Source organism: Rhizobium sp. K102 (assembly GCF_022385315.1).
Taxonomy (GTDB): domain Bacteria; phylum Pseudomonadota; class Alphaproteobacteria; order Rhizobiales; family Rhizobiaceae; genus Rhizobium; species Rhizobium croatiense.
On record NZ_CP092436.1, the window covers coordinates 938,242 to 964,922 of the forward strand.

Genomic DNA, 26,681 nt, shown 5'->3' on the forward strand with positions numbered 1-26,681 from the left:
CCGAAATCAGCTCCACCGCAGGCAGAAGACTGGTAACGCTCCTCATACTTTTCTTCGGTTACTGCGGTTATCAAAGCTTACAGCCTGAAGAATAACAGCCGATCATGCAGGGCTGCCCCACGCTTCGGTGCCGGCGGCCTGAGGTTTGGCATCAACCCGGCTGCGATGCCGCATCACGATTATCGTCACCGGCCTCGATTGCATTGGCCCGAACTGTCAGTATTGACAATATCGCGTTGATTGCAGGAGGTTGCGATGGATGTGAGCTGTGTGACGATCAGGCTTATTGAGGCAGACGAGGTAGAGTCTTTCCGGCGCATCCGACTGGAAGCGCTCCGTGTGGAACCGTCCTCCTTTGCCAGCCGCTACGAAGATTGGGAGGCTCTTTCGGAGGAAGAGTGGCGCAGTCGCTTGAATGAGCCGGTGTTCGTGGCGTTCCAGGACGGCGAACCTGTCGGCATAACCGGCCTGGTTCGGCAGCGCTCGAGCAAAATGTCCCATCGTGCGACGGTCATCATGGTCTACACCAGCAAGAGCCTGCGCGGGACCGGTCTTGCGGGCAGATTGCTGGACGTGGTTGTCGATCATGCCCGCGCGACTGGGATTCGGCAGCTCGAACTTTTCGTCAGCGCGGAGAATCCTGCGGCAATTCGGTTCTACGAGCGCCAGGGCTTCTCTGAGGTCGGCAGGATTCCCGGTGGGGTGCTCGAGGAGGGCAGGGAGATCGATGACGTGATGATGGCGCGCCGTATCGTCGATTAGGCGTCACACGGACTTTTCGCGTACGGTTTATCAACCTCTTGACCTGGGCGATACTCCGATCACCCGCCCTCGTCCTTCCAGGCCCCTTCGGGGCACCTCAGGATGAGGGCTGATCGTGGTGCGGGCCGCGTCTGTTCGCCTTCTCACGTCAGGCCCAGGACGTCCCGCATATTGTATTCGCCGGGCGCGCGCCCTGCTGCGATCCAGCGGGCGGCGGCAAGCGCGCCGCGGGCGAACATGCCGCGATCGAGAGCCGAATGCGAAAGCGTAATAACTTCCTCGGCGGCGGCAAACAGCACCTTGTGTTCTCCGACGAGCCCGCCGGCGCGCAGTACGGCGAAGCCGATCTCGCCGGGCGGCCGCTCACCGGTGATGCCGTCGCGCCCGCGCCGCTCGACGGATGCGAGGGAAACGCCGCGTCCTTCGGCGGCCGCTTCGCCGAGCATCAGCGCCGTGCCGGATGGCGCGTCGATCTTCTTGTTGTGATGCGCTTCCAGGATTTCGATATCCCAACCATGGGCAGGAAGGGCGCGCGCGGCCTGGGTGACGAGGCCGACCAGCATGTTGACGCCGATCGAGAAATTGCCGGAGCGCAGGATCGGAATGGTGCGCGCGGCCTCGGCGATCCGCTCAAGCTCATCCGGTTCGAAACCTGTGGCGCCGATCACCAGAGCCGGTCCGCCCGCCGCGGCGCACTGGCCGGCAAGTTCGGCGGCAGCAGCTCCCGTCGAGAAATCTAGGATCACATTGGCGGCCGCCATCGCGGCCGAACGATCGATCAACCCGGCGCCTGCGGCGCCGTCACGGCCGATGCCGCCGACGAAGGCAAGATCCGGATCGGCCGCCAGCAGCGGCAAGATGGCTCGCCCCATGCGGCCGTTCGCGCCGGCGACGGCTACTTTGATTGGTGTGGTCACGTTCTTTCCTAATTCAGGAGGGTGAATGCGAGGCGGAGGGGTTTTGTCGCGCTGGACGCAAATAAAGCAGAGCGATGGCGTAGACAACGAGTACGATCGGTATTTCCGCCACGACGGGAATCAGAATGATGCCGTCGCCAGGCCCCGCCTCTTCTCCCGGCGCCATCGTCGGCGTTGCCAAAATGGCGAGCGTGATCGGCGAGAAAAACACCCATAGAAATGCCAATGCATGCGGCATCCATCTATGCCGCTTGAGCATTCGCGCGATGAAAATAGCCGAAACGGGTATGAGGACGTTCGAAACAAACACAAGCGAAAGTGCAAGGAATTCCGGCAGGATTGTCGGGTAATGTGGATTGTGCTCCATCAGGTTTCTCAGAGGCTGCTGTCTATTGGATGTAAACCAGCCCGGGGGCTTTCCTGCATCTACCAGTTGCCGGGGTCGGCGGTGTGATCGATGCTGGCAAACTCGTCAGCTTTATTCCGGTCCAGCTTGACCTCGGTCGTCACCTGCGTCTCGTCGGTGACCGAATAGGCGTCAGGAACCGGCCCTTTTGATAACTCCTGATACAGGAGCAGAGCGGCCTCCTCGGCGGTATCGGCCTCGATCTCGCGGGTAATTGATACGGTGAACTTGTGCATGGCTTCGGCCTCTCGATTGTCGCGCAGGCATGGCAGTCTGACACGAGTTTTGTGTTGAGGACACAAAAACTGCGCCGCATGGATTTTGTTCATGTGACGGCTTCCGGCCCCCTTTTGATGCCGCCGCGAACTTCTGCAGCGTCGATTGAGCCCCGGCTCGATGCTTTGCCATGGCCAGCGCCGCCGACGTGGCAGCTCGATCCTCATCTGCAGGAAATATTCGGCATAGGCTGGAGAAAGACGGTTCGGCTCTTACTTCAGAGAGGAGCAGAAAACGAGGAGCGAAAGGGCCGTGAAATGGCAAAGAATACGATTTGCGTATGGTACGACAAGGAGGCTGAGGCCGCCGCCCGCTTTTATGCTGCGACTTTTCCGGACAGTGCCGTCGGTGCTGTCATTCGTGCGCCGGGAGATTATCCCGAGGGCAAGCAGGGAGACGTGTTGGTTGTCGAATTCGCTGTTGCGGGTATTCCTTGCATTGGACTGAACGGCGGTCCTACGTTCAAACACAGCGAAGCTTTCTCATTTCAGATCGCAACCGAGGATCAGGAAGAAACCGACCGCTATTGGAACGCCATTGTCGGCAATGGCGGCCAGGAAAGCGAATGCGGCTGGTGTAAAGACAGATGGGGCGTGTCCTGGCAGATTACACCGCGGGTGCTGACCGAGGCGCTGGCCGCAGGTGGTGACGAGGCAAAGCGCGCCTTTGATGCGATGATGACCATGCGGAAGATCGACGTTGCCGCGATCGAGGCCGCCCGGCGCGGCTGAGCCCGTCCGGCGCGGACGATCGGCGCCCCGAGGCCGATGCATGACGGGTTTTCAGAACCAGAGATCGCGCACGCAGCGTCCCTGGGAGGGAAGGTCTTCGAACGTCTCAAGCCCATCGAAGTGATCGATGGGCAAATCGGCCACAAGATCCGGGGGCGCAAGCCGGATGTTGACGGCCATGCGGCGGCGGCCATCCTTTGGAAGCCGCAGGCCGCGCCAGCTCAAGACGCAGGCGCAGGAGGGGCAGAACAGGATTTCGAGAGATGAGTTCTCCCTACCGGCGCGGGTATAGGAAGCGGTCTGCCCGGTCAGAGCGATACGTTCCCCCTCATAGTCATAGGCCCACAGAACGCCGTAGCGTCGGCAGAGGGTGCAGTTGCACGCGGTAATCGAGCCGGGATCGCCCTCGAGCGTCCAACTCGTCTTGCCGCAATGACACGAGCCCGTCAGCATGCGCGTGCGTTCAACCTCTGCGCCTCTTCACACGCCGCATCCTGCCTCAATCGGATAGGGACGGCAATTGGACATTGCGACGTTGCTTCCCAGGCCCGAGCCATCGCGATAACGCCCATTCAATCATTTTGAAATTTCTAATTGAGGTTGAGGCCGGAAGATGATCCCATACGACCTGGCGTAGTTGAGTCCACGTCTCTTCCCCATTTGATCCGGGTGGCCAATGTCGATCTCAGATGCGATCTATCGTCCTTTCGAAACCTGGATCAGGCCGCTCGATATTGCCTATCGGCCGCTGCCGTCCAAGGGGCCTGTGGCCGTCCTTCTGCACTTCATTTCGATGTTTCGCGGCGTGCTGATCACACTTGCGCTTTGCTCCATGGTGTTCGAGATGATCAACCTGACGATCGTCTGGGGGCTTTCGGTCATCGTCGATGGCGTGACGCAACAGGGTGCTGCCGTCTTCCTGGCGAAGGAATGGCTGCTGCTTGCTGTCCTCGGCTTCCTGATCTTTCCCGTGATGCCGATCGTTTCCTTCACGCTCAACACGCTGAGCTCGCATACATTGGGCATCGCCATGCCGGCTGCCATTCAGTGGCAGGGCCACAAGGCGGTGGAGCGCCAGGACCTTGCCTTCTTCCATGATCTCTATGCCGGCCAGGTTTCCTCGCGGCTGCAGCAGGTGTCTTCCGCCGTCCAGCAGCAGATCCTTGCCGGCTTCCAGTCCATCCCGCGCTTCCTGATGCAACTGGTCGGCTCCGTTGTCCTGCTAAGCGCTCTGGCCTGGCAGCTTGCCGTGCCGGTTGTCGTCTGGATCGCGCTCAATGTCGCATTCACCGCCAGGATCGTGCCTGTTTTCGTCGAGCGTTCGCGCCGCACCGCCAAGCAGCGCAGCATGGTGGCCGGCGCCATCACCGATCTCTATACCAACATGCAGATGATCAAGCAGTTTGCGGCCGAAGACAGTGAGGCAGGCGCAATCCGCCGCATCATCCAGAAGGCCGTGCAGACGCAGCATAGCGAGCAGCGTATCTATCGCTCGTCGGAAGTGACCGTCGTGGTTCTCAACACCCTGCTGTGGCTGGCCATGCTGTCGATCGGATTTTCCGGCCTCGTCAAAGGCTTCCTCACAGTCGGCGAGTTCGTCGGCGCGGTCTACATCCTCCACCGCCTGTCGTCGCAGATCTTCGTCTTCCTGCAGATGGGCCAGCAGATCTTCCAGGCGATCGGCACGATCAAGGACGCCATGCCCGTCATGACTACGCCACCGACGATCAGCGATCGGCCGGATGCGAGCGAACTTGCCGTGCAACAGGGCGAGATCCGGTTTGAGAACGTCCGTTTCGCCTATAAATCGGGCAAGCCCGTGATCGACGATCTGTCGTTGACGGTGCGGCCGGGCGAGAAGGTGGGGCTGGTCGGCCTCTCGGGGGCCGGCAAGACCACGCTCGCAAATCTGCTCCTTCGCTTCTACGACATCAAGGCGGGCGCGATCCTGATCGATGGACAGGATATCCGCGCAGTCACCCAGGCAAGCCTTCGCCGCGCCATCGGCGTGATCGCGCAGGACGTCGCGCTGCTGCACCGCTCGGTCGGCGACAATATCCGTTACGGCCGGCCGGAGGCGACGCAGGAAGAGATCGAAAGGGTGACGAAGATGGCGAGCGCCGATGGCTTCATCGCCGATCTTGCCGACGGCGAGGGCCGCAAGGGTTATGACGCCTTCGTCGGCGACCGTGGCATCAAGCTGTCAGGCGGCCAGCGCCAGCGTGTAGCCATTGCCCGCGTCCTGCTGAAGAATGCGCCGATCCTGGTGCTTGACGAAGCGACCGCCGCCCTCGACAGTGAATCCGAAGCCGCCATCCAGGAAAGGCTGAACCTCGTCATGGAGGGAAAGACGGTGATCGCCATCGCACATCGGCTTTCAACCATTGCCAGGATGGACCGGATCGTCGTGCTCGATCACGGGCGGATCGTGGAAGAGGGCAGGCCGGACGAACTGGTCGAACGGGATGGTCTGTTTGCCCGCCTGTGGAAACGCCAGACCGGCGGTTTTATTCCTGAGGACATCGACGAAGCCTTGCCGACCTCTCTGGCGATCTGACCGCGACGACGGGATGAAAAATCGCCTGTCAGTGGGGCGTCCGTTTTTCTCCGTCACGGTCGATATCGATGTTCGGCCGAATGCAAAGGCCGGCTGAGGAGTGCTGGTCTCGATGCAATTTCCCGCGCGCTATTCCACCAGCCCGAAGATCGGGCCGTAGCCGCCGTGCCAGGACCAGTCGTTGCGTCCCATTGCCGGATTGTAAACTCCGACGCCGCGTCCGCCATCGAGAAACAAGGCGTCGCGGCATTGCAGGCGATCGCGGAAAAGCCGCGCGAAATCGCGGAAATTCACACCGTCTTCGCTGATCGCGAAGCGAACGATCCCGTTCTCGCAGACACCGACACCGCTTCGGCGGGTCCGGTCCGTCGAACCGATAATGAAGATTGGATTGAGCCTGTTGGCGATGACGAGCATCGGGCCGGACTGGGTGGCGAAGCGTGCCTTGGGGGCGAGTTTGAGGAACACATCGGTCGGAAGGATGCCGGCGCCGGCTTCGCCCAGAAAGAACACGCCATTCGGCTTCTTGTAGAAATTCGGCACTTGGCCGGCGACGCGTTCGGCAGCCGCCATATTGGCGGGTTTCAGTTCCCTGCCGTTCTCGACATACAGTCCCATCGGCGAAAAGTCGGCCCGGTACATGCCGGCGTTGACGGCGAAGGTCAGCTTTCGCCCTTCGGCGCGAACCGCTTCTGCAAGGTTTGAAAAGGAGCGGTACGGCTCGCCGTCGGCGCCCTTCCAGAACAGGCGCAGGTCGACTTTCCCCACTTCCAAGGTGCAGATGACGTATTTCGCCTCATCGAAGGTGACCTTTTCGCATTGTTCGGCCTGCGCGTGGTGCAGGGGCAACAGGGCTGCCAGCACGAATGCCAGAGCGAGCATGCCATGTTTTAGATAGGTCATTTGGGTCAGGCATCCGATTTGCCGCCGCCGAGCCGGAATCCGGTTTCCGCTCTGGCACTGCGGGGAGTGGGAACTCCGTAAATACCGTAATGATCGCTTTTCTGTGACTGCAGCCGATGATTTCTGCTGGATGGCGTCTGAATGTCTACGCAACTACCGGTGCAATGGATTCAGCCAGGTCGAATGCCTCGATGCGGTTCTCGGCGCTATCCGTGTCGGGTGGCGCCGGGGCATGTCACCCTCAGCTGGCCGCCGGCAGAGGTGGGGATCGTCGGCGGCGTTTCCTACCAGGCGGTACGGGCCGTGCCGAGGGCTGTCGTGTGCGAGGATGAAACCTGGGCGACGTGCGCCATCAGTGATACGACGCAGTTTCCGGGGTAGGTGAGCTTGTGCAGCGTCAAATGCTTGAGCAACGCTTCTGCGTCGCGCTTCTCGGTCAACGGAAATGTCACAGTCATGCGAGTTCTCCAAACGACAAACTGAGCATCGGCAAAAAAGCTAATGCTGAGTTTCTTTTGCGTCGCAACAAGAAAATTTTAATAATAAAATTAAAATCGATTAACTCTGGACGCTTGATTTTTAAAATCGTTTGAAAATTCTGCGACAATACCGATCGGGTTGATCGGCGGCAGGAAGCGGTCAATCAGGCTTGCCGATGCGAGGTCAGGCGCAGTGTCTTTCGTTTTCTCCGAGACAGTTGGAAGGCTTGAACGCCTCCCTGGAAAATGCCGCCAGTTCGATCCACCAGGCACTGAGGCAATCACGCTTTCCGATTGGATCATGGCGGAGATCGGCAGTTCCGATGGCACCCGATACACGACACTTCTCGCAGACGTTACTAACCACTTCCGGACGGGACCGCGTCTCGTTAACCACCCAGCTGGGTTCGGGCGACCTCGTTACGACGTTTGCTCAAACATGACAACACAGTCGCGATCGTCGAAAGTGGTGTCAGGAAACCGGAGCTGACACCAGAGCAATGGGCCAGCGAGTCCGGCATGAAATTCAGAGAGGCTCTCGAGAAAGTCAGAAAAATAGACCCGTTGGTCTTGTGTCCGGCATCACCGCCGCGGAGGAAGGCGGAGGGTGTGCATCTTGTCACAAATGAAATGTAGGGAAAGGAGGCCGTCATGGCATCGTCTTCGCCGATTGCGGTAATCGGATCGGTTATCCCTGGTGTCGCGGGCAGACGGCGGCGATCCGCCGTCTGCATTCGTCGTTCTGACTACGCCTTCAACGCTGCGGCGTAATCTGCCGCATAAGTCTGCAGTGAACGCGGGGCCTTGCCGGTCAGAGTCTCGACATCGCCGTTCACGACGGCCGTCCAGCCCTCGCGCACGGGATAGAAGATCGAGGCGAGGAAGCCGGCGTAGTCCGCCGGTACGCCGGCGCCGGTCAGCATGTCGATAAAGGCCTCGTCGGAGACGGCGATATAGGCGACAGGCTTGCCGATCGCTTCGGAGAGGATGGCGGCGGCCTGCGTATAGGACAGCGCTTCCGGCCCGGTCAGATTGAAGGCCTTGCCGTCGAAAGCCGTAGAGGTGAGTGCCGCCACGCCGCTTGCCGCGATGTCGCGGGCATCGATGAAGCTCGACTTGCCCTCGGCGGCGGGAAGGGCGATCTGGCCGTGGTCGATCCCGGGCTTCCAGAAGGTGTGGTAGTTGTCGGAAAACCAGTTCGGACGAAGGATGACATAAGGCGTGCCGGATTTTTCCAGCGCGATCTCGACCTGGCGATAGGGGATGGAATCATCGGCATCGACGCCGATGACACTCTGGAGCACGACTTTGACCTTGCGGGCTGCCGCTGCCTCGATGACCGGCAGCAACAGGCCTTTAGCATCGACATGGCCGGAGGCGAGCAGCACATAGGCGCGATCGACGCCTGCAAAGGCCGGCCCGAAAGTTTCCGGTTTGGCATAGTCGAAGACGACGCCCTCGGCGCCTGCCACGGGCTTGCCGGCGCGGGAGGCGGCCTTGACGGCCTCGCCCTTTGCCAAGAGCCCGTCCACCACATGCCGGCCGACGGTGCCCGTTGCGCCGATAACCAGAATCTTGCTGCTCATGTCATTCTCCATGGTTTCTATTGGAAACTATCTTTCCATGGGATAGATACAGGGAAAATAGAATTGGAAAAGAGAGCACTTTTTTCTCACTTGGTTTCCTCGGGGAAACCGCAGCAGGAAGGCGGGAGCGGATGACGATGCCAGAGCAGGCCTATAATGTTTACGAGGATCGTTGCCCGACGCGACTGGTGCTCGACCGGCTGGCAGACAAATGGGCGCTGCTGATCCTCGATCGGCTGCAAGGCGGGCCGGTGCGTTTCAACCACATTCGCCGCGAAATCAAGGGGATATCGCAGAAGGTTCTGTCGCAGACGCTGAGAAAGCTGGAGCGCAACGGCCTGATCTCGCGCACGATCTTCCCAACCGTGCCGGTAACCGTCGAATACGCGCTGACGCCGCTCGGACGCACCCTGACGGATACGGTTTCGGCGCTCACGCACTGGGCGGAGAAGAACATGGACGCAATCTTTGCGGCGCAGCGTGCTTACGATGAAAGGGATGCCGGTTGATGGTGCTGAAGTCGTCGGGACACCCGGTCGGGCCGCAACGCGCCTGCCTTGCTCGCCCGACGGGCAGGTGAAGGATTCGGAACCATCATGGCGTCTGGCTCCACCACCCGTGGCGCGGTATTCAAAACCTGCTGCCGCCCGCTCAGGCGGTCCTTATCCGGCGCAGGCGCGCCACGCACCATTGCCATGCGGGCGAAACGATGTAGCCGACGGCCGGGATTGTCGCCAGCCCGATGAGGATGCCAACGAGACCCGCACCGGCCGCTTGAACCAGCCAGGAAAGCACGGCGCCGCCGGCCGGCACTGCATGGGCGACGGCTTCCCCGGTATCGTGGAGGAGATGGCTCAGCCAGGCGAGGCCGAAGGTTTCGGCGCCGTGCACGATGATGCCGCCGCCGACCCAGATCATCGCCGCCGTACCGACGAGGCCGAGCACCTTGAGAAGATAAGGCATGCCCTTCACCAGGCCGCGCCCGAGCACGCGCAGGGGCGCGCCGGCTTGAGAAGGGGAGGAGCGCTGGGCAAGCCAGAGGCCGAAATCGTCCGCCTTCACGATCAGAGCGACGACGCCATAGACGGCAGCCGTGATCATGGTTCCGACCAGGGCGAGAACCATCGCCTGCATCGCCAGCCCCGACTCTGGACAGGGAGCCGAGCGTGATCGCCATGATTTCGGCGGAGAGGATGAAATCGGTCCTGATGGCGCTCGCGACCTTTTCGTCCTCGAAGGTCTTCGGATCGACGCTGATCGACTCGAGCCCCGCCTCGTGTGAATGGGCTGCGTGCGGCACGACGAGTTCGTAGACCTTTTCCGCGCCTTCGTAGCAGAGATAGAGCCCGCCGAGCATGAGCAACGGCGTCACCGCCTGCGGCACGAGGAGGCTGAGGACGAGTGCTGCCGGCAGGAGGAACAGAAGTTTGTTCTTGAGGGAGCCGACGGCGATCTTCGCGATGATCGGCAGTTCGCGCGCGGCCGACAGGCCGGTCACATAACGCGGCGTGACGGCAGCGTCGTCGATCACGACGCCGGCGGCTTTGGCGCCGGCTCTGCCCGCCTGAGCGACCACGTCGTCCAGGGAAGCAGCGGCCGCCTTTGCAAGCGCGGCAACATCATCAAGCAGGGCAATCAGGCCGACACTCACAAGCAAACCTCTCGTTTAGGGACATGGATGGCGAAAATAGCCAATCGGGCGGCAGCCGAAAGAGGCGTTGCCACGGATGGTTGCGGCGCCCGATCGAAATGGCAGACGGATGACTGGGCCGGCGTTCGATCCGACGGCCAAGCATAGATTTTGCTGGAATTTAGTCACCCTCGTCTTCGTCAAGGCCGAGGTGTTCAAGGCTGCGGAAGCGGCCGAGCCCCAGAGCAGCGAACGCGTCGGCATGGCCGGCGGCCTCGACGCCGAGACGTCGCAAGGCTGCGTTAATTGGGTCGTCCGGGCCGATCGGGTCCCGCGTATCCGGTTTTGCGGCACTGAATATCATGTCTCCGTCCGCGAATGCGGCGGCTGCCTGGGAACCGGTTCCGCCGGAATATTCCGTCTCGATATAGGCCAGCAGGCCCTGTCCAGAGGCGGTCGCCAGAGCCTACTCGAGCGCGGCCGAGAGGCTTCTGAAGCCGTCGCGGTAGGCGCCGGGCTGAAGTTTCGTCAGTCGATCGATCTGCCGATCGCCCAACGGAGCGATCTCAAGGCCGAACGGCAGTGCCGTGGGTTCAGGGCAATCTGCCGCCTGGACGATTGCCGCCACGGCGGCGGGCGATCCGACGACTGCGACGATATGATGCCCCATAATTCACCTCAAAAATCAGAGCTTCCTGCGGAAGCTTTCGTGCTTAGGCAGATCTAACGGATTTCCCCTTTCGTGCAAGCGGGAGGCGAGCTGGCGGTTCGACTGCGCTCACTCGATCTGGATATGGATGTGGTCGTCGTGGCGGGCGGCGCGGCAGCCCTGGAAGCGGACATGGGCATCGGTGATGCCGAGGGCGTTTTTCAGATGCGGTTCGATGAAGATCTTCTGCAGGCCGAAGCGCGTAACCCCTTCCGTCGTCAGCCAGGCAATGGCGGCCGAGGTGCGCTGTTCCTCGATCTGATAGGCCGGAAACCAAGGCTGGAGCGCGTCGAAATCCCAGCGGGTGGTAAGCCAGTCATGGCGGCCCGCACAGGGCAGTTCGTCGCCCGGGCCGGGCTCCTCGAAGGCGAAATAACCGATCGGCGAGCGGGTGGCGCCATTCAGGAAGGCACCGCCGGCATCCTTATAATAATAAGCGAAATCAAGCTTCTTGCCGTCAGCATGCGAGAGATGCGGCAGTAGCGGGAAACCGTTGACGAAGGGGAAATTCGCATCCAGCGCGAAGGTGACGGTGCCGGGGAATTGCGCGTCCATATGGGCGGCGAGCGCCTCTGCGAGATCGCGAAGCTTGGGCGTGACGTAGTTGCGGTTGAGCGCGCAGTAGATCGGCGAGCGGACAATGAGCCTGTCTTCGGCGCTTGACAGGCAGGAGAGTGGAACGCGGCCGAATGCCGGTGCGGCAAACTGTGTGGCGACGGTCGCGACGGCGTAGCACAAAAGGAAGAGCGCGAGCTTGGCGGCAAATCGCCTAAGGCCGCATATCCGCGCGGCGGCGAGGGCGATGAGATAGGCGACGCCGCCAATCTGGGTGAGCAGCGTCAGAATGAGCGCGGCGAGAGCGTGGAGGATGAAGCGGAGCACCGGGCGGCCTTGCGGGAAGGGAGGTTGCATTGCCTTAGGCGAGGGAGTGGGGATGTGCAAGGTGGGTGGGGGGAGCGAGTGCTCTAAGCGCAAGCGAAGGCAAACGCTCTTCATGCCGCCGCTCCCGATCTTAAATCCGCATCGACAGCTCGATATCGTCGGCGAACGGCGTCGAGAGGTAGCCGGCGGCGGGGGCGCGGACGCGGGCGAGATAGTCCGGGCTGACATCGGCGTTGTCGGCGACGATGAGCGCACCCGGTCTCAGGCGATCTTCCACCAGTTCCAGGATATCGCGGTAGAGCGCTTTGGCGCCGTCGAGGAAGAGGAGGTCGATCGTTTCGGGCATGTCGACGCTCAGCGTTTGCAGGGCGTCGCCCTCCCTTATGTCGACGAGGTCGATCAGGCGGCCGGTCGTCAGGTTTTCGCGCGCCCGCGTGAGCTTCGAGGGCTCGAACTCGCTGGTGATCAGCCGGCCGCCGCCATTGTCACGTAGAGCTGCGGCGAGATGGAGGGTCGAGATGCCGAAGGAGGTGCCGAATTCGACGATAGTGCGGGCGCGGCTGCTGCGGGCCAGCATATAGAGCAGGGCGCCGGCTTCGCGTGAGACGGGAAGCCAGAGGTCCTTCAGACGGCCGTAGAGATCGAGATATTCGGTTTTGCTCTCAATGAGGCGCATGCGTTCTTCGCCTGTAAGCCCCGATATTACAGGGCTCGTCGCCGTGTCGGCTTCCGCAAACAGGGCATCGAGCAGGGGCGCCAGCGGCGCGGTCGTCAGTGTGGTCATGGGGTGAATCTCCGTTTGGATTTGGTGTTGCCTCGGGTGAGAAAATACGAATAATTCGTCGCATCTGCTAATCGCATTTGCGGGGCGCCGCCATGATAGACCGGCCAAGTACCCGGATTTCCTCACGAAAACAGCCGAAGCAGGTTCGCTCCAACGAGCTCGTGGCGGCGATCCTCGATGCCGCTGCTCAGGTTTTGGCGCGGGAAGGCGCCCAGCGTTTCACCACGGCGCGGGTGGCCGAAAGGGCGGGCGTCAGCATCGGTTCGCTCTACCAGTATTTTCCCAACAAGGCGGCGATCCTTTTCCGGCTGCAGAGCGACGAGTGGCGCGAGACGACCGGCCTGCTCGCGACGATCCTGGAGAATGGGCAAAGGCCGCCGCTCGACCGGCTGCGCCGCCTTGTTCCACGCCTTTCTCCGCTCCGAGTGCGAGGAGGCGGAGATGCGGGTGGCGCTGCATGACGCGGCACCGCTTTATCGCGATGCGCCGGAGGCGCAGGCGGCAAGGGCATCGGGCGACCGGATCATTGAGCTTTTCATGCGCGAGGCGCTGCCATCGGCGCCGGAGGCGACCCGGGCGCTGGCCGGCGACCTGATCGTCACAACGCTCGGCACGGTGGGAAAGCAGTTTTCGGAGGTTCCACGCAGCTCGGCGGAGATCGAGACCTATGCGGACGCGATGGCGGATATGTTATGCGCCTATCTGGAAAGGCTCGGATGAAGCAGAGCCGGGGACGGCAGGCGTTCAGCGAAGGAAGCGGCCGTTTTCCAGAAAGGCCACGGTATGTTTCCACATCAGCGCATTATCGGTGCGGCTTGAACAGTTCACCTGTCGCTTCCCGCAGCGCCGTGTCTCGCGTCGATGGCCGCCGCTACTGGGGGGCCATCCGTTTCGACAGTTCGGCAAGAAGCTGGTCGTGGCCGTGGCCGGGGTTGGTCTGGATGAGATCGACGGCAAGCGTGATGGCACGGCGGCCTTCGATGCTGTCGATGTCGAGCTTCCTCTCTTCGCACCATTGCCGGACGGCGTCGGTGACAGTCGCTATCTCGCAATCGTCGAGCGGGATTTGGCATAGGAGCACAGTCGTTCCCCCCATGAAGCGGCGAGAGCATATATGGTCTCTCAAGCGGTCTCGCTGATGAACCAGTGGGCCGACGTAGCGACTTTACGCTTATTCCGAAGCAAAGCTACAGCTATTTTGGCGCGGTCCGGCGGCCGCCAGGCGAGCCTTGCCGTTGCGGGGTCGAAGGCTGCCGAAGGCGGACGCACGGCCTGTTTTTTGCTATAATTGCGGGAGCCGCCGTGGATCCCATGGCCTGGCCAATCGAGGCGCAGGTGTGAGATGAGCGATGTTCAGGAACGACTCCTCGACAGCAAGTTGACCGAGATGGAGCTTGCCCGGTCCTGGAGCCCGCGCGTCATCTCCAAGTTCGAAGGCCTGATCCGCGGCGGCGACGATTTCTCGCTCTACCGCATCAATCCGCTGGCTTTCGCGCGCGACCAAGCGATCTCCGAGGCCGAAAGCATCGATCTCTTTCTCCATGCGACGCGCAGCGGTCTGTTCGAGATGAGCTGGGACGTCGTCTGCCCCCAATCCGGCATGGTGCTCGACAGTTTCGGCGCGCTGCGGACGCTGAAGACCCACTATGTCTGCGGCCTTTGCGACGTCTCCGGCGAAACCGACCTCGACGACTTCATCGAAGTGACCTTCACGGTGTCGCCAGCGTTGCGCCGGCTGCCGTTTCACGATCCTGGCTCGCTTTCGGTCGAGGATTTTCACTGGAAGGCGCGGTTTCTGAGCGATGCGCGGCTGCCCGGCCAGCAGGCCCGCTTTCTCGACGTCCTCAAGGGGATGGTGCGCGGCCTGACCTTTCTGGCGCCCGGGTCGGTCACGACGGTGAGGGCGGAGCTCGGCCCCGGGGCGCTCGCCGGCATAAATGTGCAGACCCAGGCGAGCTTCGCGCTGCCGGTGGCAGGCGAGCCCGTGACCGTGCCGACGTTCCTGCGCGTCCGATATGACGGGCAGCGGTTCTCCGCTTCGCTGCCGGCGGTGCGGCCCGGCCCTGTCATCGTCGAAATCGAGAACTCGGCGGCCATGCGCGGCTCGCTGCTGCTGATCAACTGGCCGCCGGAGATCCTGGCGCAGACCACCAAGCCGGTCCTCGACTTCGATCCCTACATGTCGGGCGGCATGCTGTTGGCGCGCCAGACCTTCCGGCGGCTGTTCCGCTCCGAGTGCGTCGACGAGAGGGAAGGGCTCGGCATCCGCCAGGTGACGCTGCTGTTCACCGATCTCAAGGGCTCGACCGCGATGTATGAACGGCTCGGCGATCTCAACGCCTATGCGCTAGTGCGCGAACATTTTGCCTTGCTCGGGGCCACGGTGCAGGAGCATTCGGGCGCAATCGTCAAGACGATCGGCGATGCCGTGATGGCGGCCTTTTCCCGCCCGGCCGATGCGGTTTCGGCGGCGTTGCATATGCTCGGTGAAATCGAGCGCTTCAACAGCGAACATGGCGATCCCAGCATCATCCTGAAGATCGGCGCCCATTGCGGCCCGTCCATCGCCGTGACCTTGAACGACAACCTCGATTATTTCGGACAGACGGTCAATGTCGCTGCCCGGGTGCAGTCGCTGGCCGATGCCGGCGAGATCTGCATTTCCGAAGCGCTGTTTTCGGCACCTGGTGTCGCCCAGTTGCTTTCCGGCCACCGGCTGGCCGCCTTCGAGGCCCCGCTGCGGGGCGTCGAGGGAACGGCATGCGTATACCGGGTGATGCCTGGCTAGGTCGGACGCGGGCAGGCGACCCTTGCGACCGCCTTGCCGGACGACCTGAGCCGGCAATTATTTCGCGAGCACGATATGGGTGACGTGTTCGCTGGCGACATGTTCGGTGACGCGGAATCCGAGGTCCGGCAGGTCGATGCCTGAAAATATTGCTTCGCCTCTGCCGAGCACGACGGGGGCGACGGCGAAGTGCAATTCATCGATCAGGCCGGCCTGCAGATATTGGCGCACGGTCGCCACGCCGCCGCCGATCTTGACGTCCTTGTCGCCCGCGGCGGCCTTCGCCTTGTCGAGCGCTTCCTCGATGCCCCCGGTGATGAAGTGGAAGGTCGTGCCGCCTTCCATGACGATCGGCTCGCGCGGGTAATGGGTGAGGATATAGGTCGGCGCCTGGTATGGCGGGTTCGGACCCCACCAGCCTTTCCAGGCATCGTCCGGCCACTCGCCGCGGATCGGACCGAACATGTTGCGGCCGAGGATGAAGGCGCCGAAACCGGCCATGGCGCGGGCGGCATAATCCTGGTCAATGCCTTCAGAGCCGTCGTCCTTGCCGGTCATGGCGCGGAAGGTGCGGGTATGGAAGAACCATTGGAACATTTCCGGCCCCCGCTTTCCCAGGGGATCATTCAGGCTCTGCTCCGGGCCGGCGCCGAAACCGTCCACGGAAACGGAAAACCCTGCAACGCGCACCTTGGCCATGCTGTCCTCCATATGATTGCAACATGAAACTAGTTGTTTTCTCCCATAAGTGATCCTATAATGCAACTGGTTTTTACAGGAGATGCTTCGTGGATATTGAATTGCGGTCCGGCTGCCCGATCAATCTGACGATGGAAGTGCTAGGTGACCGGTGGAGCCTGATCATCATCCGCGACATCATGTTTGGCAACCGCCGGCATTTCCGCGATCTGCTCAACAATTCGGAGGAGGGGATCGCCTCCAATATTCTGGCGGCGCGGCTGAAACGGCTGCTCTCGCTGGGCTTCATCAGCAAGCGGGACGATCCGAGCCACAGCCAGAAGGCAATCTACAGCCTGACGGAGCCGGCGATCCAGCTCGTGCCCGTCTTCGCCATGATCGGCGCCTGGGGCAGGCGTCACCTGCCGGTGACGGAGGATCTGAGCATTCGCGCGCAGCTTCTGGAAGAAGGCGGGCAGCCGCTTTGGGACGAATTCATGGAGGATCTCCGACAGATCCACATCGTCGATCCGGTCGCAGGAGCGAACGGGACGGTGACCTCGCCGGTGCTGGCGCGCTTGACGGCGGCGTTTCTGGAGGTGCGGGGCCGGGCGGCTGCGGCGCAGGCGTCATGATGCAGGCGATGGGCGATAGCGAAAGGCGCGCCTTGCGACTAAGGAATGTTGTCGCTTTGATCATTGACCGGTCGGGTTGGGCTTATGATCATTTTCAACCTTCCAATAGATCTGCGAGTTGCTGCGTTCGTTTTCGTAGGTCCATTTCAAGCCCCACCGGCATTCGCCCGAATTACAGTCGCTCTCCCTCCACTCTTTCAGATTGACCTGAAACGCCTGGCCGTCGATCTCACCGGTGATCGAACCTGTCCTTCCCTTATCGCTTGATACAAGTTTGAATTCTCCTGCTCGGCCATCCAGGCAGTAGATCCGCCCTCGATAGATTCGCTCACCGGTCTCCAGCTTCCATCGATTTGTTTTGATCTCCGATACGCGGTACTCACCTCTGCATTGTTGCTTCTCGGCCGAGCCGATTGTCAGCGAACCTCCTGTTCGTTCATCCTGTGAGGCAACCAACCCAAGAAGCGGAGTACCCGTGGCGGTGTAGCTTCCCTCAACGCCGGTCGTAAAAAGATAAGAACATGATGGAAGCGCGAAGCACATTGCCACTGCTAAAGCTGTGACCGTGAAAGGGCGAAGCGCCCGCAAGCACTTTGAAAATGACAGTATTTCCATGTCTCCCCCTGCCGGAACAGGTGGACCGTGCCACAACTAATAGGCAAATAAAATGCCCTATCGCCTTATCAGGGAAATTGGCCATCAATGACCGCCGGCGGACGTGAGTTGGCTCTGCATTTTCATCTCACGAACAAAATGATCAGCGGCCCGACCAGCAGGCTGGCGAGGATGAAGGCGGAGAGGAGGTAGGTCTCCAGGAGGCGGAGGATCGATTTTAAGTGGATCATGTCGAGGTCCTGAATTGTGGTGCGCGATCCTCCGATGGAACAATTGCGGCAGCATGACCGGCTGCCTTTCAAGTTCCGCAATGTTGCTGCAACCCTTGCGGCCGAAACAGGGGCGCAAGGGGTGGTTTGGCGATGCGAATTCTGCTGATTGAGGATGAGAAGGAGCTGGCCGAGGCGCTGTCGGCGGCGCTCGGCAAGCATGGGATCGTGACCGATCACACGGCGCATCTGGCCGATGCCGTGGAGCTGACGCGGCAGAACCCCTATGACGCGATCCTGCTCGACCGCCGCCTGCCCGACGGCGAGGGGCTGCGCTTCATTCCGGAGCTGAGGCGCACCGGCAAGGATACGCCGATCATCGTGCTGACGGCGCTGAACGCGCCGAAGGAACGGGTGGAAGGGCTAGATCTCGGGGCCGACGACTATCTCGGCAAGCCGTTTCTCGTCGAGGAACTGATGGCGCGGCTGAGGGCCGTGCTGCGGCGGCCGCCGAGCCTTTCCGAGCTGAAGCTCACGGCCGGGCGGATGGTGATCGATCCCCTGCATTTGAGCGTCACCGTCGGCGATACGCCGCTCGATCTGCCCAGGCGCGAGCTGCTGGTGCTTGCCGCGCTCGCCAGGCGTAAGGAAAAGACCGTGCTGCGCTCGACGCTGGAGGCGGCGGTTTACAATTACGAGGAAGAGATCCAGTCGAATGCTCTCGATGCCCATATATCGCGGTTGCGCAAGCGGCTTGCCGATGCCGGTGCGGAGGTTTCGATCCACAATATCCGCGGCGTCGGCTATCTCATGAAGGAAGAATGATGGGCGGGGCAGGAAATACCAATCCGTCGCTCTGGTGGCGGCTCAGCTGGCAGCTCAGCCTGGTCTTCGTCGGCGTGGTGACGGCCGTCACCATCGGGCTCTGCTTCTATGGCGCGGCGATCCTCTCTCCCAATGTCGCATTGGAGGATCATGTTACCGCGGCGCTGGCTCCGGCCGCTGCGCTCGATGCCGAAGGACGGCTTGAGATAAGAGATACGCCGGATCTCGAGGCGCTCAAGCGGCAGTATGACGGGCTTTGGTATGTGGCGGCGACGACGAACGGTTCTTTCGTCTCCTACGGGACCGTTCCTCCGGTCTATGCCGAGCTTGTCCGTCTGACCTATCTGTTCGAAGGGGCCGATATCAGAGGATCGGTCGGCACCGACGAGATCGCCTCGGTGGAAAGCGTCGAGACTGCAATCGGCGAACTCAGGGTTCTGTTCGGCGGCGTCGCCGACAAGGGCTGGCCGGTGGTTACGCTGATGGGCGCCGTCTATCCGATCTATGGGCCGCTGCTCGCCATTGCCTTGCCCGCGGTCTTCCTTGCCGTTCCCAGGATCGTCGGGCGGGGCCTTGCCAGCGTCAGCGAGGTTGCCCGCAAAGCCTCGGAGATCGAGCCGCGCCGCTACGATGCGCGCCTGCCGCTGGACGGCATTCCGAGGGAAGTCGCGCCGCTGGTGATCGCCTTCAACGAGGCGCTCGGCCGGCTGGAAAACGAGTTCCGCAAGCGACAGCACTTACTGATCGATGCTGCGCATGAGCTGAGGACGCCGATCGCGATCATGCAGACCAGGATCGATGGGACGGCCGAGGGGCAGGATCGCAGGCGGTTGCTGGACGACGTCGCGCGCCTGGCCGAGACGGCCGAACAGCTGCTCGATTTCGAGCGCAACGACCAGGCGCGCGATCTCCAGGAAACTGTCGATCTCGTCGATATCGCCCGCGGCGTGGTCGCCGACCTTGCGCCGCTTGCGATCGGCGCCGGCTACCAGATCTCGTTTCAGAGCGAGGTCGACAGCCTGAAACGCAAGGGCAGCCCTTCGGCGCTGCCGCGGGCCGTCAGCAATCTGGTGCGCAATGCCATCGACCATGGCGGCAACAGAGGCATGATCACGGTCTCAGTCAAGGATATAGGCGGCGGGCGGATCAGCGTCACCGACGAGGGGCCGGGCATCCCGGCCGAGCACCGGGAGCTGGTGTTCGAGCCTTTCTACCGCGTCACTCCGAAGAGCACGGGGGCCGGCCTCGGCCTCAGCCTCGTCAAACAGATCGCCTTGAACCATGGCGGCGAGGTTCGCATCGCAAGCGCTGCCGCCGGCACCGAGGTGGCGATCCAACTCAGATGACGCCGGTTGTTTCCGGCAGCCGACGCCGCCGGGAACCATGTAATGCTGCGGCAATCCTTCGCCGCCAATTTCCCCGCACATTATCGGCGACGGAGGCCATGCAGAGTGCGCAGCAATCCTTTTATTTCATCTCTTTCGAGGGTTTCAAAAGCGGTGTCCCTCGCATTGCCGCTGGCGCTGGCCGTGGCTGCGGCCGGGTGCAGCTCGGTCCCGCTCAAGGAGAGCGGGACGCTCTCCACCTATTCCAATCTCGGTGCGCCGAAGGGCAAGCTTTCGAAATCTCGCGCCTATGTCGATGGCCTCAGTCTCGCCCCGATCAAGACGGTCGCCATCGAGCCGACGCGCTTCGGCTTCGCTGCGGCGAGCCGGATCAAATCGCCGGCCGACCGGGCGATGGTCTCGAACGCGCTCGACCGGGCGCTCTGCATTTCCCTGAGCGATCGGTATCAGATGGTGGCGGCGGGCGAGAGCGCGGACCTGACGATCCGCTCGATGGTCACCGACATCGTGCCGACCAACAAGACCATGGCGGGCGTTTCCACCGTCGTCACCGTCGGCACGGGTTTTGCGCTGCCGGTCGGCGTGCCGCGCCTGCCGGTCGGGCTCGGCGGGCTGGCGGTGGAAGCCGAGGCGGTCGACAAATCGGGCGCTCAGCGGGCGGCGATGGTCTGGGCGCGCGGAGCAAATTCGCTGCAGAACAATCCGCGCGTGTCCGAGGTGGGCGATGCCTACGGCCTGGCTTCGAAGTTCAGCAGCGAGTTTTCCCGCATGCTGATCGCAGGCAAGGAGCCGAAGGGCTTGGACCTCTCGCTTCCCTCGCGCCAGCGGATGAAGTCCTGGCTCGGCGGCAAGCCGAAATACGTCGCCTGCGATACCTTCGGCCGCGAGCCGGGGCTGGTCGGCGCCGTCGCCGCCAAATATGGCGCGCCGCCGCAATGGACCGAGAAGAAGCCGAAGCCCGCCGCTGCATATTGACCGCGTGCTCAGCCACACCCCGAGGCTGGGCTGACGGGACGGACGGAGCCGGGACGGAAAAGCCTTGCTCCGTCCGTCGTGACAGCAAAAAGCCCCGCATCTTGATGCGGGGCTGGCTGTTGGGATTGTCATACCCGATCAGCGGCACTGACGGCGCGGGCCGTAATTTGGCTGATAGGTATTGTCGTAAGCGCGGTAGGACCGGTAGCGGCTATAGCAATATTCGGCATGCGAGCCGTAGCCGCGCGAGCTGTAGGCACGCGGCTGCGAAGCGATGATGCCGCCGAGGATAGCGCCTGCCGCCAGGCCGCCGATGATCGCGCCGGTGTTGTCGTGGTGGCGCCGCCATCTGCGGTCATAGCGGCGGTCCCATCCGTACCGGCCATCGCGGTAATAGTCTCGGTCGCGATAGTAGTGACGGTCACGGTAGTAACGGCGATCGCTGTAATGTCTGCGCCTGTCGCCATAGCGCGAGCAGACGATCGAAAACCTGCTGCAGCCGACGGTCATGATCCGGGCATCGGTATCGCCCGGCACCGGCTGGGCGGCCGATTGAACCGGGCTCGGCACGAAGGCCGGGCCTGCCGACACAGGCGTTCCGGAGAAAGCCGTCGCTATCGACAGGGCAATGATGGCGAATCTCTTCATGTCACTCACCTTGAGTCACGGATGTATCGAGGGGTAACGCGGATTAAGGAAATAAGTTTCAATTTGGGACGCGGATCTATGTGCGTCTTCGCTAACGCAGTCGGGGTGCTGGCCGAGACCTGACCAGGGAATCCACTCCTCTGCATGACGCACCTTCCGGTTCTGGGCGAACATCAGCAGAAGATGGATCGTGCCGAAATTCGGCAGGAAGTTCAAATTGCAAGTAGATGCTAAACCAGTTCTTATCGCGGTGCTGCTTCAATACCTGGCATGTAACGGCGTCACTCTCATGTCAGAAAGACTACCATGCAGCTCTCCAGAATTATCGGCCTTCTCTGTCTCTCCACAACCCTGGCGCTTGCGCCGCTCAACATCGTATTTACCGATCTTTCGCCTGCCTTCGCCAAGGGGGGTGGGAACGGCGGCGGTGGCGGCAACGGCGGCGGTGGAGGCAACGGTGGAGGCGGCGGCAACGGAGGTGGTGGCGGGAGTGGTAGCGGAAACAGCGGCGGCGGCCATGGCGGCAGCAGCCATGGCAGCGGCAACGGAAACGGAAGCACCAAATCGGGAGGAAAGGCTGAAAACGGCCGCGGTGCGAACAAGTCCACCGGCAAGACGGGCAAAACAAATACGACCAAGCAGGGTGTGACTGCGAAGGGCGCCGGCAAGAAAACGACTTCTGTGAAAGCGCCTGCGGAAAAGCCGGCAAAGAAAGCGGCGGCACAGCTTGCCGGTCTCAATTCCCTTAAGCGCAATTTCCATGCCCTCATGAAGACCGCGGATCCGCGCATGGCTGGGATCTCGGCATTCGCAACTGCCTATGCGCAGTATGAGATGGCCAACGGCGTTGCTCCGCCAGCCGACGATCCGCTGCTGGGCGATGCGGCGCTCACGGCAGCGCTGGCTGCCGCGACCAAGACGGGCACGGTCACTCCGGAAGCTTTGAGTTGGGCAAAGGACGCACTCGGCGTCGGAGCGGCCGTTGGCACGATTGACCAGATGCGGGAGACCATGGCGGCGCAGGCCCCGGCGGCGGAAACCCCTGCAGAGGGAACCGAAACCGAGACCAGCGATGCGGTCGAGGGCAGCGAGACGACAGATCCTGCCGTGACCGCGGAAACGCCGGAAGCCGACACCGGCAGCGCCGAAGAGGTATCGGGAACGACCGACACCACGCCGGCCATCGATCCGACTGAAACCTCGGCGTCGACGAGCGCGGAAACCACCGGCCTCTGATCGCACGCCGGGGATGACGTGCCCGATCAGCCTCGCTTGCCGCCGGCAAGCAGGCGAAGCTGGGTCTCGTCATGCACACCCTGCCGGTAAAGCTCGATGATGAGGGCGCCGAGACGATCGGCTTCCTCGCTTGGCCGGTCGATATCGAGCCCGCTGCAAAGGGCTTCGTGGACACGCCTGCAAACAGCGAGGTCCTCCGAAGCGAGCGGTTCGTCACGCGTGCTGAACAGCTTGTCTGACATCGCAGTCTGCCCTTTTTCGATGCCGTGAATCGCTATTGCGAAAAAAAGATAATTTCGCAAACCTTGCTTCGCAAGATGGGCGAACGTCTGAAAAAGTGCAACGGTTCAAGATCTTGCAGCGCCCTATGCGTGTCCGAAAAACCACGCGGCGTTGAAATCGAGGCGCGCGAAGACGCGGGCGAAGGCATGGAGATGGGCGGACTGACGGCATCAGCACGGATCTACCTGGTTGCCGGGTCCTTGCCGCCCTGCTGCGACAAGCGCAGTTCTTTCAGCCGCTTGGTCTTTTCCCGACGAGCCCGCTGCTCCGCCTCGATGGTTTCCTTGGCGGCTCGCTCGGTATTTTCGAAACGATCCTGCCGGTAAGCCTTTGATGAGGGTTCGCGTTCTCTTTTCATGGCCGCTAAACGCAAATCGGCGAAAACGGTTTCATGCGAAAGCCGTTTTACCGGAAAACGGCATGGGCGTCGGGCGCCCCTTCGGCGCCCGACGGCCTGGGCATCAGCCCTTGAGGAAGGCGAGGATGTCGGGGTTTATGATATCTGCATGGGTGGTGCACATGCCGTGCGGGAGTTTCTCGTAGACCTTGAGCGTGGCGTTCTGCAGCAGCTTGGACGAGAGCAGGGCGGAGGCGGCGATCGGCACGATCTGGTCGTCGTCGCCATGCATGACGAGGGTCGGCACGGTGATGATCTTCAGATCCTCGGTGAAGTCGGTTTCCGAGAACACCTTGATGCCGTCATAATGCGCCTTGGCGCCGCCCATCATGCCCTGGCGCCACCAATTGTTGATGATTGGTTCCGACACTTTCGCGTCCGGCCGGTTGAAGCCGTAAAACGGGCCGGCCGGCAGGTCGTGGTAGAACTGCGAGCGATTGGCGGCGAGCTGCTGGCGCAGGCCGTCGAAAACGTCGATCGGCAGACCGCCGGGATTGGCGTCCGTCTTGACCATGAGCGGCGGCACGGCGCCGATGATGACGAGCTTGGCAACGCGGCCCTGCGGCTGGCCGTGGCGAGCGACATAATGCGTCGCTTCGCCGCCGCCGGTGGAATGGCCGACATGAACGGTGTTCCTGAGATCGAGATGCTCGACGACAGCTGCGGCATCGGCGGCGTAATGATCCATGTCGTGGCCGTCGCCGACCTGGGTGGAGCGCCCGTGGCCGCGCCGATCATGGGCGACGACGCGGTAGCCCTTCTCGAGGAAGAACAACATCTGGGCATCCCAGTCGTCGGCGCTCAGCGGCCAGCCGTGGTGGAACATGATCGGCTGGGCGGTCTTCGGCCCCCAGTCCTTGTAAAAAATCTCGACGCCGTCCGTGGTTGTGACTGTGCTCATGTCATGACTCCTTGATTGGTTGGATTGGACTAATACAGACCGTTGCAGGCGGGATCGGCAAGTCCACGAGCAACCGTCACGCGAGGGACCGGAGAACCGCGTCTGCGGGGATCAACATCGACTCAAGATAGGATGATGTGCTTATTGAGCACCTAGCTCTATTTTATTGATATGACAGATGTTTGATACTGCTTCGCGCTGCGAACATTCATTTTATCCCCGGCATCTCGGTCGCGGCAAGCGGCCGAGATGCCGGCTGATGTCAGCAATGAGCCATTTTATTTCCAATCGTTCAATATATCTGTCGCGGTAGTTCGATATATCCGTTCGGCTAGGGTCGCGTTCCCTCCTGTCGTGCCGGGATTGCAGGCTGCGCTGGCGCTCACTTGAACGCGGATCGACGCCCAACCATCTATTTCTCTCGAACAGCGCCATGGCGAACGATCGCAATCGCGATTGCTTTGCCGGCGGCGGGACGGCCGTTGCTGCCGCCAGAGGATCAGATCATGGGCTACATGGATAAGGACATCGCCGCCGGGGATGACGGGGCGCTGATCGATGCCTATTCGCAATCGATCGCAGCCGCCGTCGACATGGTCGGGCCGGCGGTCAGCCGGATCGAGCGGTTGGGAGGCCGGCAGGGGCACGGGTCGGGCTTGGCCGTCTCGCCCGATGGCCTGATCGTCACCAACAGCCATGTCGTGGATGACGCCAAGCTCGTTCGCATCACGACGCCGGACGGATTCATCACCGAGGGCGTGTGCTCGGCCGCGATATCGATACCGATATCGCCCTTGTTCGGGCCAATGCGAGCACCGGGGCCTGGGCGAAGCTCGGCGACTCCCAGCGCCTGCGCAGGGGGCATATCGCGATCGCGATCGGAAACCCGCTAGGCTTCGAATGGACCGTCACTGCCGGCATCGTCTCGGCGCTCGGCCGCTCGATGCGGGCGGCAAGCGGCCGGCTGATGGAAGATGTCATCCAGACCGATGCCGCGCTTAATCCCGGCAATTCCGGCGGGCCGCTGGTGTCTTCGGGCGGCGAGGTCATCGGCGTCAACACCGCCGTGATTCAGGGCGCGCAGAGCATTGCCTTTGCCGTGGCGTCGAATACGGCCAATTTCGTCGTCTCGGAAATCCTCCGCTACGGCCAGGTGCGGCGTGCTTTCATCGGAATTGCCGGCGACACGATCGTGCTGCCGCGCCGGGTGGCGCTTGCGGCGGGCACGGTGCAGACGACCGCGGTTCGCATCCGGCGTGTCGAGCCGGACGGGCCGGCGGCAAAGGGCGGGCTGCAGGAGGGCGATTATATCCTCGCCATCGACGCCAGCCCGGTCGGCGGCGTCGATGATATTGTCAGGCTGATGGATGGCAGCCGGATCGGCAGAGAAACGGAAATCCTGGTGTTCTCGGTGGCCGGCTGGATCGAGAAGAAGATCTTGCTGCCGATGGCGCGGTCTTAAGCCGTGGGTGGCGACGAAGGCATAACGTTACGTCAGGCGCTGACCGCTTCCTGCTCGGTCCCGGAAAAATCCACGGCCGCGAAGGCTGCCGCCAGCACCTCCGGTCCGGCGCCGCTTTTTGCCGCGTCGGTGGAGAGAATCTGGCGGTAACGCCGGGCGCCGGGCAGGCCGGTGAAAAGGCCGACCATGTGGCGGGCGACGTGCTGCAGCCGGCCGCCGCCGGCGATATGGCGCTCGGCATAGGCCATCATCCGCTCACAGAGCGCCGGCCAGTCGGGTTCTGCCGCCGGCGCGCCGAAGAAGCGGTGGTCGACGTCGGCAAGCACGGCCGCATTCTGGTAGGCCGCCCGGCCGAGCATGACGCCGTCGACATGAGCGAGGTGGCTCGCAGCCTCGTCGAGCGTGCGGATGCCGCCGTTGATGCCGATGACGACCTCGGGCCAGCGCTGTTTCATCCGGTAGACGATCTCGTAGTCGAGCGGCGGGATCTCGCGGTTCTCCTTCGGGCTGAGGCCCTTCAGCCATGCCTTGCGCGCATGGATCCAGATGGCATCGGCGCCGGCATCGAGAACACGAGAGATAAGCGCGGGCAGGGCCTCTTCCGGCTCCTGCTCGTCGACGCCGATGCGGCATTTTACCGTCACCGGCGCGGTCGCGACCGCCTTCATCGCCGCGACACATGCGGCCACCGTCTCCGGCGTCAGCATCAGGCACGCGCCGAAGGTGCCCGATTGCACGCGGTCGGAGGGGCAGCCGACATTAAGGTTGATCTCGTCATAGCCATAGGGTTCGGCGATCTTCACAGCCTCGGCAAGCTTGGCCGGATCCGATCCGCCGAGCTGCAGCGCCAGCGGATGTTCCGCTACGTCGTGGCCGAGCAGCCGTTCGCGCGGGCCGTGGATGATCGCATCGGCGACCACCATCTCGGTATAGAGCAGCGCCTGGCGGCTGATCTGGCGGTGGAAATAGCGGCAATGCCGATCCGTCCAGTCGATCATCGGGGCGACCGCAAAAATCGGCCTTTTCTGCGTCATCGACGTTTCTTGTTCCTGTGTTCGCAGG

The 26,681-nt window shown here is 62.2% G+C and carries 31 protein-coding genes and 3 pseudogenes; 12 read left to right on the plus strand and 22 right to left on the minus strand.

The features are described from left to right. Positions 1-255: 255 nt before the first annotated feature. The gene (locus MHI61_RS10450; RefSeq protein ID WP_239791940.1) at positions 256-762 is read left to right on the plus strand and encodes a GNAT family N-acetyltransferase; all 507 of its coding nucleotides are present in this window, start codon (positions 256-258) and stop codon (positions 760-762) included. A 143-nt stretch (positions 763-905) separates the two neighbouring features. Here MHI61_RS10450 and dapB read toward each other — a convergent pair whose 3' ends face one another. Genes dapB through MHI61_RS10465 form a run of 3 tightly spaced genes read right to left on the minus strand, consistent with a single transcriptional unit; the run spans position 906 to position 2,321 of the window. Further along, positions 906-1,679, minus strand: a complete 774-nt coding sequence (gene dapB, locus MHI61_RS10455) for a 4-hydroxy-tetrahydrodipicolinate reductase (protein WP_239791941.1) — start codon at positions 1,677-1,679, stop codon at positions 906-908. 13 nt (positions 1,680-1,692) lie between these two features. Beyond that, positions 1,693-2,046 (minus strand): hypothetical protein, encoded by a 354-nt coding sequence (locus MHI61_RS10460; RefSeq protein WP_239791942.1) that lies wholly within the window; start codon positions 2,044-2,046, stop codon positions 1,693-1,695. A 59-nt stretch (positions 2,047-2,105) separates the two neighbouring features. Beyond that, a complete protein-coding gene (locus tag MHI61_RS10465) occupies positions 2,106-2,321 on the minus strand; it encodes a hypothetical protein (protein ID WP_096770911.1) in 216 nt (71 codons plus the stop codon). Between the two features lie 297 nt (positions 2,322-2,618). Here MHI61_RS10465 and MHI61_RS10470 point away from each other — a divergent pair, with 297 nt between their 5' ends. Next, positions 2,619-3,092: a VOC family protein gene (locus tag MHI61_RS10470; protein ID WP_239792825.1), complete on the plus strand. Its 474-nt coding sequence runs from the start codon at positions 2,619-2,621 to the stop codon at positions 3,090-3,092. Between the two features lie 51 nt (positions 3,093-3,143). Here the strand turns inward: MHI61_RS10470 and MHI61_RS10475 are convergent, their stop codons facing one another. Beyond that, positions 3,144-3,545 (minus strand): GFA family protein, encoded by a 402-nt coding sequence (locus MHI61_RS10475; RefSeq protein ID WP_239791943.1) that lies wholly within the window; start codon positions 3,543-3,545, stop codon positions 3,144-3,146. Between the two features lie 223 nt (positions 3,546-3,768). On the opposite strand from MHI61_RS10475, the gene MHI61_RS10480 reads away from it, so the two are divergent. Beyond that, a complete protein-coding gene (locus MHI61_RS10480; protein ID WP_239791944.1) occupies positions 3,769-5,649 on the plus strand; it encodes an ABC transporter ATP-binding protein in 1,881 nt (626 codons plus the stop codon). A gap of 129 nt (positions 5,650-5,778) precedes the next feature. Here MHI61_RS10480 and MHI61_RS10485 read toward each other — a convergent pair whose 3' ends face one another. The 5 genes from MHI61_RS10485 to MHI61_RS10505 form a co-directional block, all read right to left on the minus strand. Further along, positions 5,779-6,552: a phosphodiester glycosidase family protein gene (locus MHI61_RS10485; RefSeq protein ID WP_239791945.1), complete on the minus strand. Its 774-nt coding sequence runs from the start codon at positions 6,550-6,552 to the stop codon at positions 5,779-5,781. Between the two features lie 284 nt (positions 6,553-6,836). Beyond that, positions 6,837-7,010, minus strand: a complete 174-nt coding sequence (locus tag MHI61_RS10490) for a hypothetical protein (RefSeq protein WP_239791946.1) — start codon at positions 7,008-7,010, stop codon at positions 6,837-6,839. A 90-nt stretch (positions 7,011-7,100) separates the two neighbouring features. After that, the gene (locus MHI61_RS10495; RefSeq protein WP_239791947.1) at positions 7,101-7,370 is read right to left on the minus strand and encodes a hypothetical protein; all 270 of its coding nucleotides are present in this window, start codon (positions 7,368-7,370) and stop codon (positions 7,101-7,103) included. 50 nt (positions 7,371-7,420) lie between these two features. Beyond that, complete coding sequence (locus tag MHI61_RS10500; RefSeq protein WP_239791948.1) at positions 7,421-7,765, minus strand: hypothetical protein; 345 nt, start codon at positions 7,763-7,765, stop codon at positions 7,421-7,423. A gap of 12 nt (positions 7,766-7,777) precedes the next feature. Beyond that, positions 7,778-8,617, minus strand: coding sequence for an SDR family oxidoreductase (locus tag MHI61_RS10505; RefSeq protein ID WP_239791949.1), 840 nt, complete (start codon positions 8,615-8,617; stop codon positions 7,778-7,780). 131 nt (positions 8,618-8,748) lie between these two features. Between MHI61_RS10505 and MHI61_RS10510 the strand changes: the two genes are divergently transcribed. Continuing rightward, positions 8,749-9,126 carry a helix-turn-helix domain-containing protein gene (locus tag MHI61_RS10510; RefSeq protein ID WP_239791950.1) on the plus strand — a complete coding sequence of 126 codons (378 nt, stop codon included), beginning with the start codon at positions 8,749-8,751 and terminating at the stop codon, positions 9,124-9,126. Between the two features lie 142 nt (positions 9,127-9,268). Here MHI61_RS10510 and MHI61_RS10515 read toward each other — a convergent pair. From MHI61_RS10515 to MHI61_RS10535, 5 genes and pseudogenes are all read right to left on the minus strand, one after another. Continuing rightward, a pseudogene (locus MHI61_RS10515) lies at positions 9,269-10,268 on the minus strand (DUF808 domain-containing protein). A 160-nt stretch (positions 10,269-10,428) separates the two neighbouring features. After that, the gene (locus MHI61_RS10520) at positions 10,429-10,611 is read right to left on the minus strand and encodes a hypothetical protein (protein ID WP_239791951.1); all 183 of its coding nucleotides are present in this window, start codon (positions 10,609-10,611) and stop codon (positions 10,429-10,431) included. A 102-nt stretch (positions 10,612-10,713) separates the two neighbouring features. Beyond that, complete coding sequence (locus MHI61_RS10525) at positions 10,714-10,917, minus strand: hypothetical protein (protein WP_239791952.1); 204 nt, start codon at positions 10,915-10,917, stop codon at positions 10,714-10,716. 108 nt (positions 10,918-11,025) lie between these two features. After that, positions 11,026-11,868, minus strand: coding sequence for a hypothetical protein (locus MHI61_RS10530; RefSeq protein WP_239791953.1), 843 nt, complete (start codon positions 11,866-11,868; stop codon positions 11,026-11,028). Positions 11,869-11,968: 100 nt separating this feature from the next. Beyond that, positions 11,969-12,622, minus strand: coding sequence for a class I SAM-dependent methyltransferase (locus MHI61_RS10535; protein WP_239791954.1), 654 nt, complete (start codon positions 12,620-12,622; stop codon positions 11,969-11,971). A 92-nt stretch (positions 12,623-12,714) separates the two neighbouring features. On the opposite strand from MHI61_RS10535, the pseudogene MHI61_RS10540 reads away from it, so the two are divergent. Then, positions 12,715-13,342, plus strand: a pseudogene (locus MHI61_RS10540) (TetR family transcriptional regulator). Between the two features lie 151 nt (positions 13,343-13,493). Here the strand turns inward: MHI61_RS10540 and MHI61_RS10545 are convergent. Continuing rightward, positions 13,494-13,703: a hypothetical protein gene (locus MHI61_RS10545; protein ID WP_239791955.1), complete on the minus strand. Its 210-nt coding sequence runs from the start codon at positions 13,701-13,703 to the stop codon at positions 13,494-13,496. A 261-nt stretch (positions 13,704-13,964) separates the two neighbouring features. On the opposite strand from MHI61_RS10545, the gene MHI61_RS10550 reads away from it, so the two are divergent. Then, positions 13,965-15,410 carry an adenylate/guanylate cyclase domain-containing protein gene (locus MHI61_RS10550; RefSeq protein WP_239791956.1) on the plus strand — a complete coding sequence of 482 codons (1,446 nt, stop codon included), beginning with the start codon at positions 13,965-13,967 and terminating at the stop codon, positions 15,408-15,410. Between the two features lie 57 nt (positions 15,411-15,467). Here the strand turns inward: MHI61_RS10550 and MHI61_RS10555 are convergent, their stop codons facing one another. Then, entirely contained in the window at positions 15,468-16,109 is a 642-nt protein-coding gene (locus MHI61_RS10555; RefSeq protein ID WP_239791957.1) for a dihydrofolate reductase family protein, read from the minus strand. An 89-nt stretch (positions 16,110-16,198) separates the two neighbouring features. Between MHI61_RS10555 and MHI61_RS10560 the strand changes: the two genes are divergently transcribed. Beyond that, a complete protein-coding gene (locus MHI61_RS10560; protein ID WP_239791958.1) occupies positions 16,199-16,723 on the plus strand; it encodes a helix-turn-helix domain-containing protein in 525 nt (174 codons plus the stop codon). A gap of 60 nt (positions 16,724-16,783) precedes the next feature. Here MHI61_RS10560 and MHI61_RS10565 read toward each other — a convergent pair whose 3' ends face one another. Then, entirely contained in the window at positions 16,784-17,338 is a 555-nt protein-coding gene (locus MHI61_RS10565) for a hypothetical protein (RefSeq protein WP_239791959.1), read from the minus strand. A 362-nt stretch (positions 17,339-17,700) separates the two neighbouring features. Between MHI61_RS10565 and MHI61_RS10570 the strand changes: the two genes are divergently transcribed. From MHI61_RS10570 to MHI61_RS10580, 3 genes are read left to right on the plus strand one after another with little or no spacing between them, the layout of a single operon-like run. Next, positions 17,701-18,372 carry a response regulator transcription factor gene (locus MHI61_RS10570; RefSeq protein WP_239791960.1) on the plus strand — a complete coding sequence of 224 codons (672 nt, stop codon included), beginning with the start codon at positions 17,701-17,703 and terminating at the stop codon, positions 18,370-18,372. Then, on the plus strand, positions 18,372-19,718 hold the full coding sequence (locus tag MHI61_RS10575) for a HAMP domain-containing sensor histidine kinase (RefSeq protein WP_239791961.1): 1,347 nt from the start codon (positions 18,372-18,374) through the stop codon (positions 19,716-19,718). Before MHI61_RS10570 ends, MHI61_RS10575 begins: the two co-directional genes overlap by 1 nt. Before the next feature lie 42 nt (positions 19,719-19,760). Continuing rightward, positions 19,761-20,693 (plus strand): DUF3313 domain-containing protein, encoded by a 933-nt coding sequence (locus tag MHI61_RS10580; protein ID WP_239791962.1) that lies wholly within the window; start codon positions 19,761-19,763, stop codon positions 20,691-20,693. Between the two features lie 138 nt (positions 20,694-20,831). Here MHI61_RS10580 and MHI61_RS10585 read toward each other — a convergent pair whose 3' ends face one another. Continuing rightward, the gene (locus MHI61_RS10585; protein WP_239791963.1) at positions 20,832-21,341 is read right to left on the minus strand and encodes a BA14K family protein; all 510 of its coding nucleotides are present in this window, start codon (positions 21,339-21,341) and stop codon (positions 20,832-20,834) included. Between the two features lie 306 nt (positions 21,342-21,647). On the opposite strand from MHI61_RS10585, the gene MHI61_RS10590 reads away from it, so the two are divergent. After that, a complete protein-coding gene (locus MHI61_RS10590; protein ID WP_239791964.1) occupies positions 21,648-22,577 on the plus strand; it encodes a hypothetical protein in 930 nt (309 codons plus the stop codon). Between the two features lie 26 nt (positions 22,578-22,603). Here MHI61_RS10590 and MHI61_RS10595 read toward each other — a convergent pair whose 3' ends face one another. The 3 genes from MHI61_RS10595 to MHI61_RS10605 all read right to left on the minus strand — a co-directional run bounded on the left by MHI61_RS10595 (position 22,604) and on the right by MHI61_RS10605 (position 24,157). Then, on the minus strand, positions 22,604-22,819 hold the full coding sequence (locus MHI61_RS10595; protein WP_239791965.1) for a hypothetical protein: 216 nt from the start codon (positions 22,817-22,819) through the stop codon (positions 22,604-22,606). 221 nt (positions 22,820-23,040) lie between these two features. After that, positions 23,041-23,217, minus strand: coding sequence for a hypothetical protein (locus tag MHI61_RS10600; protein WP_010031344.1), 177 nt, complete (start codon positions 23,215-23,217; stop codon positions 23,041-23,043). A 103-nt stretch (positions 23,218-23,320) separates the two neighbouring features. Further along, entirely contained in the window at positions 23,321-24,157 is an 837-nt protein-coding gene (locus MHI61_RS10605) for an alpha/beta hydrolase (RefSeq protein WP_239791966.1), read from the minus strand. Positions 24,158-24,663: 506 nt separating this feature from the next. Between MHI61_RS10605 and MHI61_RS10610 the strand changes: the two are divergent. Further along, positions 24,664-25,619: pseudogene (locus tag MHI61_RS10610) on the plus strand (trypsin-like peptidase domain-containing protein). A gap of 32 nt (positions 25,620-25,651) precedes the next feature. Here the strand turns inward: MHI61_RS10610 and dusA are convergent. After that, on the minus strand, positions 25,652-26,653 hold the full coding sequence (dusA, locus tag MHI61_RS10615) for a tRNA dihydrouridine(20/20a) synthase DusA (protein WP_239791967.1): 1,002 nt from the start codon (positions 26,651-26,653) through the stop codon (positions 25,652-25,654). Positions 26,654-26,681 lie beyond the last annotated feature (28 nt).